The organism is Algibacter ulvanivorans, from assembly GCF_048381495.1.
GTDB lineage: Bacteria > Bacteroidota > Bacteroidia > Flavobacteriales > Flavobacteriaceae > Algibacter_B > Algibacter_B ulvanivorans.
The window spans coordinates 21,310-27,309 of sequence record NZ_JBLWGD010000008.1 but is presented as its reverse complement, the minus strand read 5'-3'; the positions used below and the strand labels follow the sequence as shown (position 1 = coordinate 27,309).

Sequence of the window (6,000 nt, the reverse complement as noted above, 5' to 3'; positions counted from 1 at the left end):
GTCGCCAAATTTTTAAATTTGACGATTTCCAATAAAAAAGATAAATAATAAAATTTAAAAATCTGGCTTGTGCTTAATCCGAAAATAATCGCTAATTAACACGCTACAAGCCATATACAAAACCGTTATAAACAAGTTGAAAAAAGTACTACAATTAATATTTATAGTTATTGGATTAACATCTTGCTCAAGTCAAGAAGTTAACGGAATATGGATGTCGTATCAGAATTATGTTATTGACACAAATTCAGCTTACACTTCAGGGAACGAAGGAGTGTTGATTGACTTTGACAATCAAACTATCGGAACTATTAATTCAGACAGTATTGTACAAATAAACATTGATTTTAAACAATCAAAGTTGTTTATGACAACCGACACTCTAAATGTTGACTTTAAAGTTCACGGAAAGGACTCAATTGGAATTGACTTTGGACAAAATATGATGCACGTATTTCATCCTCTGAACCTGAATCACAAATTGAATACTGAAAAAAAGCTAATTAAGGACTTTTTGATTAAAAATAAATTTGAGAAAATCAATGGAGAAATTGATATAGAATTCAGCGATAAATTTTTCTTTCGTGACGTTATGTTTGAAAAACCAATTAAGAAAAATGCTCTGATAAATAAGAGTTGGGACGATGAAGGATATTGGTTAGTCAAAGAAATTAAACAGAATTTTTTCTTACTAATTACTCTTGACCAAACTACTGACCAGAATATTTATCAAATTTTATCCCTTGACGAATGTAAAATGGAACTTTTACAATTGCAAGAAGCTGAATTTGGAAATGCGAAAATAACTGAATTAAAAACCTGTTTATAACAACGTGTATAGTTCATTGCTTCTGAATTCCCTTTCGGAAATTCCTCGCACTTTTACTATCTTGGTTTCTTAATCTGAAAATCCTCGCGGATTTTCACGCAACGAAACCATACACAAACACGTTGGCAAACATTTGAGAAAAAAACTTCTAATATTGATATTTGGTCTTTTGACTAACATTTTGGTTTCACAAGAAATCCAAGCTGAATATGTTTATAAAAAAGAAAAAACAAAGCAAAAATCTGAAAGCGGAACTAAATGGAATTATGTAAATTCTGATAATTTAGTACTTTACGAAAACGGAACTTTTCATCGGACTAAATTTTATAACTATCACGAAATAATTTACTCGGAATTAAAAGGAGAATGGAAAATTCAAAACGACACTCTAATTCTGAATATAAAACTGGAGAAAGAAAGTAAATCGGACAAAAATTGGACGGAAATTAATTCGACCATAACTTACCGAATAAAAAAACTAAAAATAAAACCAATAAACGGATATGAATTCTGGGCAACTCGGAATTTAAAACGTGTGAAAAAATAAAAAACGATTTGCCAACAACGTGTATAATTCATTGCTAGTTATAGCCTACTTACGAAAGTCCTCGCGGACTTTCTATCTGTGATTTATTTGCTAAATTAGTTGCTTAAACACGCAACGAAATCATACACAAACACGTTGCAAAACATTGTCGCTTACTCGAACTCAACAAAACGGAATTGAATAAAAAACAGAATATATGCGTTGATTTTTCACTCAAAATCTGAATGAAAATCGCAACGGATTTTTTAGCTTGTTTGCGGAATTGAAAAACAAAAACCGAATTGAACGCGAAAATTACTCTTACGGAATTTCTCACTCAATCGGAATTAAAAAAGTTTGCGGAATAAATCGCTGACCGAATTCACTCAAACGCTGAAAAAAAAACAGAATTGAACCAAATGATCTGAACTTAAAAAACAACGATTTTGCAACAACGTGTATAAAAAATTGCGTAGTTTAGTGCTTAGCCAAAGTTAGTTGCATTTTTTGCTACTTCTGATTTTCCTGCGGAAAATCCTCGCACACAAAAAACGCAACTTTCCATACACAAACACGTTGCCATTCATTGTGGTGGAACGTACTTAAAACGGAAAATCAACAAAAAATAAATAGAAAAATATGTATTTAGCAATCGGACCAATTCAATTAATTTTAGTTTTAATAGTTCCAGTTGGAATATTCCTTTTAGGTTTTTTTATTGGAAAAAAAACAGGTTATATAAAAAGAATAAAAGAAACTGAAAACCAAAATAAGCAGATAAATTAAATCTGACTTTTAGCAAGTTTTCGGAATAATTACGCTGACTTAATTTACTCAAACGGAATTGAAACATATTGTCAAATAAAAATGAAAAACATCGGAATTATTATTGTCACTATAATTGGAGCATTTATTATACTATTTGTTTTAACGCCCATGTTATTGACAGCAATTGACAGATTAGATATCAATCCTGAAAAAAATTGGTTTAAAATATTTTTTATATGCTTACAAATCTTAATAGTAATCTATTTTACCTTTAAAGGAGTGAAATATTTTAGAAAAAAGCAATTGAAATGAAAACAACGAAATGGCAACATTGTATATAAAAAATTGCTATTTTGTGCTTAACTAATGGGAGTTGCTTTGTTTGCTAGCTTCCGATTTTCCTTCGGAAAATCCTCGCACACAAACACGCAACATTTCATATACGTAACCGTTGGCAACAATTTGAAAAACACCTGAATACAAGACAATTTGAGAGAAATCAATTCAGCAATTTTACAAGAAAACGATAAACCAATCGTTCAACTTAATCATCCAAAATTAAGAATTGAAGACGGAATAATATATGTTGATTGTTTCATCGAAAAAGATTTTTTTGGAAAAGATTATAGACAGTCAATAGTGAATTCAAAAAGCTATTTTGACGACAAAACTTATTCTATTAATGCCTTTACTTCTTCAGGCTCGTTAATTGTATTTAATAAAGTTGCAATGCAATCGGAATCTTATCCTAGTTTTAAATTTAGCTTCTTGTGCTATGATTATAATACCGAATGTATAAATGCAAAAAACGAAAAGAACATTTCGCTGAGCAATATAACATATTTCATAGCTGAGGGAATTGAGGTGTTATTTACTAAATCATCTGAAACTAAAAGAAATAGAATGATGTTTGGTAAAGATGAATCAAGAATATTATCATTCGAGTTAGACCATTCCGAAATACACTTTAACTATTTCGATAAAAAAAGAAATTTCAATTTAGATATTGGATTAATTAAGAACGTAGAAAATGATAAATCAGTACTTGTAAAGTTCTTTCAAAAACAACCAATTTCATATCGTTTTTATCAAGAAATCAAACATTCATTAAAATATTTTATATCGTATTTATCTGGAAATAATATTGTTATTCGAGAGGAATATTATCAACATAAGCTTGAACACTTTACAAGAACATACTCGCAAAACGAATTATCCGATTATAATGTTAATCATTTTTTACCAATTCATAAAGTACAGTTTAAACACAAAAGAATCATCAATGATTACGTAGATACATTTTCAAATTATCTGATTTGGGACAGAACATTAAACTTGTCAGAGGTAATATATTTAATTAATCAATCAAAACAAGTTAATATAGAAAGTAGCTTTTTCATTCTTTTAATTGTAATAGAAAAAATTGCTAATAGTCTCTATGTTTCTGGCTTAATTGACAAAAAGAAAAATTCAATTTTAAATAAAGAAGAATTTTCAGAACTAAAATCTGAAATAACTCAGTTAATAGACCAAAAAGTAAGAGGGAAAATTGCAAAAAAACAGTTAGAACTTCTAAAATCAAAAGTTGGAAATATCAACAATTTAAGTAAAACAGAAAACAAAATTGATTTGTTACTCGAATTTTGCGAAATCAAAAGGAATGATGATATTGACCAATTATTTCCTAAATTAAGAAACCTTGCAATTCATCAAGGAGAAATAAGTTATGAAAGAAAAGATTCATCAAAAAATTATCATACTCTATATATTCTAATTAATAGTATTATTTGTAATTTGATACAATATAAAGGACTTAGATTCATTGAGCATAAAAACGGAACGAACTATATTTCTAAAAAAGAAGAATATAAACTGAATATTGAAAAAACTGTTGCCAACACCGTGTTGTGTAGATAACACTTTGTATGTATTGATTTTATTAAGTTAAATAAGAATTAACTAAAAGAGGTACAACATAGGTATAACTTTTTAAACTGTAAAATAGAGAAGAAAATATAATGATCTATAATCACAAAAAAACCGCTACAAATATACTGTAGCGGTTTCTTTTTGTTTGTATTTACGCTTAAAGTTATTAAGCTGCCGTACCAGAGCCTAAATACACACTATTTGATACTTGTGTTCCATCAGCAGAAACAAACGCCATAAATAGCTCTACTGTATCACCTGCATAGGTGTTTGGTATTGTAACTACTTGAGAACCTACTGTTCTATCAGCACCGTCTAAAATGTACATCGATTCTTTTTTACTTGGATTGTAAACCAATACCATTGATTTATCTGTTAGGTTTGCATTACCTTCAGCAGAGTTATCATCCCAAGCAAAAGAAACTTGTCCTGCTGTTGCTAAATCTGTTGTTGCATTTAATGCTCCAGATAATGAACCTCTACTTAATAAAGCATTAGCATAATCTACCGTAAAGTTTGGTGCAACACCTCCTACTGCATTATTCAACACGTAAGACATTGCAGCATTAAACTCCGTTTTCTTGTTCGCAAACGCCTTATAACCAATTTTAATAAAGCCTTTATTTGCTTGTAAGTACTCCAATGTAATAGTAAATTTATTACGTTGATTTACTTGTCCTTCTGTTCGTGGATTCGCCACGCTTGATGGTTTGATTCTTAAATAATCAATACCTTTCCAATTACCTCCGATAACGTTTCCTACTTTACCTGATAATCCTCCTAAAATACCTTGAGAAATTTTCCCCATTACTATAACAATTTAAAATTAATACTCGTTCGGATTTGGTACGGACTTGATATTGCTTTTAAACTTTGTTTACTCCTCTAATATAACCAAAATAATGCCATTTTGTTACTGTTTTTAGTCGTTTAGATGCCTTTGCATTATGCTTCTTTAGTTTGCGTTAACTTTAAACAATTACGTATATATGCGACCTTTAAAACTGCCATTTTATCAATGACATTTTGTAACTCTTTTTCTTTTTTGCTGATAACCTCAACCGCTTTAATATGTTTTTGCATTATATCTCCTGCATTACAACTTGATTTTAAACTGCTTTTAAGCGTTTTTCTGCAATCATCTATTGAAATAAACGGAATAACACTTCCTTTTAAATAATAAGCGTAAAAACCGCCTATTTGTAGCATCATAGACAAATGAAAAAGCGTGTTTTTCTCTTTTTCGGTTGAAGTTGTTACTACAAAACAATTAGGACAAGGATTTGAGAGCGGTTTTCCGCTGTTTAGACCTTTGTTTAGTATAAAAAAATGAGGGTTCGAGTACGTTTTTCCGATTCGGTGTGTTTTCAGTTCAAAAGTTGACATAGCTATCCAATTAAAAATTTGCTTCGCTACGCTTCGCGCCATTATTTTTTGGAAAAGAAAGAAAAAAGATGTGCTGTGTAAAAGTGCCTTGGATAAGGCTGTCAAGGTTTTTGGGTAAAAGTTTTTTGAGTTAAAATGTTTAATAAAAAAGAAGAATTATTGTGAAAAAAGTTTTATTCAAAACCCGTAGGGCTTGACCTTTACAGGCTTTTAGCGTTGGCTGTAGCAAGGCACTTATATTTGCTAACTTTTTTATTTTTTTATAGTTCTAAATATGATGTTTAGGCATTTTTGTTTCTTAGTGAAATGGAATAAACAAAGACTTGAGATAAGGAATACTTGGACTTAACGATGGTTTTGTGCAATGGAATGAGATAAGAAATAAAAACAATATTAAAGTACGTAGTGCGTTGGCAGTAGCGGAAATAAGTGCATTGCCTTTTATTTGTTTTGTACTAAATTTTCTATTGATGCCACTAATGTTATTGACAAATGAATGGTAATACTCTTATTTGGATTTTTTGATTTTATAGGTGCTTTACAAATTAACTTATATAAACCT

General features: G+C 29.8%; 6 protein-coding genes. 4 read left to right on the top strand and 2 right to left on the bottom strand.

All coding sequences use genetic code 11. The features are described 5' to 3' along the window. Positions 1 to 136: 136 nt before the first annotated feature. From ACNG5D_RS15605 to ACNG5D_RS15590, 4 genes are all read left to right on the top strand, one after another. Positions 137 to 829 carry a hypothetical protein gene (locus ACNG5D_RS15605; RefSeq protein WP_418184466.1) on the top strand — a complete coding sequence of 231 codons (693 nt, stop codon included), beginning with the start codon at positions 137 to 139 and terminating at the stop codon, positions 827 to 829. A gap of 181 nt (positions 830 to 1,010) precedes the next feature. Continuing rightward, positions 1,011 to 1,376: a hypothetical protein gene (locus ACNG5D_RS15600; protein WP_418184465.1), complete on the top strand. Its 366-nt coding sequence runs from the start codon at positions 1,011 to 1,013 to the stop codon at positions 1,374 to 1,376. Between the two features lie 618 nt (positions 1,377 to 1,994). Next, positions 1,995 to 2,141 carry a hypothetical protein gene (locus ACNG5D_RS15595; protein WP_418184464.1) on the top strand — a complete coding sequence of 49 codons (147 nt, stop codon included), beginning with the start codon at positions 1,995 to 1,997 and terminating at the stop codon, positions 2,139 to 2,141. A 471-nt stretch (positions 2,142 to 2,612) separates the two neighbouring features. Next, on the top strand, positions 2,613 to 4,040 hold the full coding sequence (locus ACNG5D_RS15590; RefSeq protein WP_418184463.1) for a hypothetical protein: 1,428 nt from the start codon (positions 2,613 to 2,615) through the stop codon (positions 4,038 to 4,040). 178 nt (positions 4,041 to 4,218) lie between these two features. On the opposite strand, the gene ACNG5D_RS15585 is transcribed toward ACNG5D_RS15590, so the two are convergent. Further along, positions 4,219 to 4,860, bottom strand: a complete 642-nt coding sequence (locus ACNG5D_RS15585) for a DUF6266 family protein (RefSeq protein ID WP_418184462.1) — start codon at positions 4,858 to 4,860, stop codon at positions 4,219 to 4,221. Between the two features lie 137 nt (positions 4,861 to 4,997). Further along, positions 4,998 to 5,438 carry a DUF6943 family protein gene (locus tag ACNG5D_RS15580; RefSeq protein ID WP_418184461.1) on the bottom strand — a complete coding sequence of 147 codons (441 nt, stop codon included), beginning with the start codon at positions 5,436 to 5,438 and terminating at the stop codon, positions 4,998 to 5,000. Between the last annotated feature and the right edge of the window lie 562 nt (positions 5,439 to 6,000).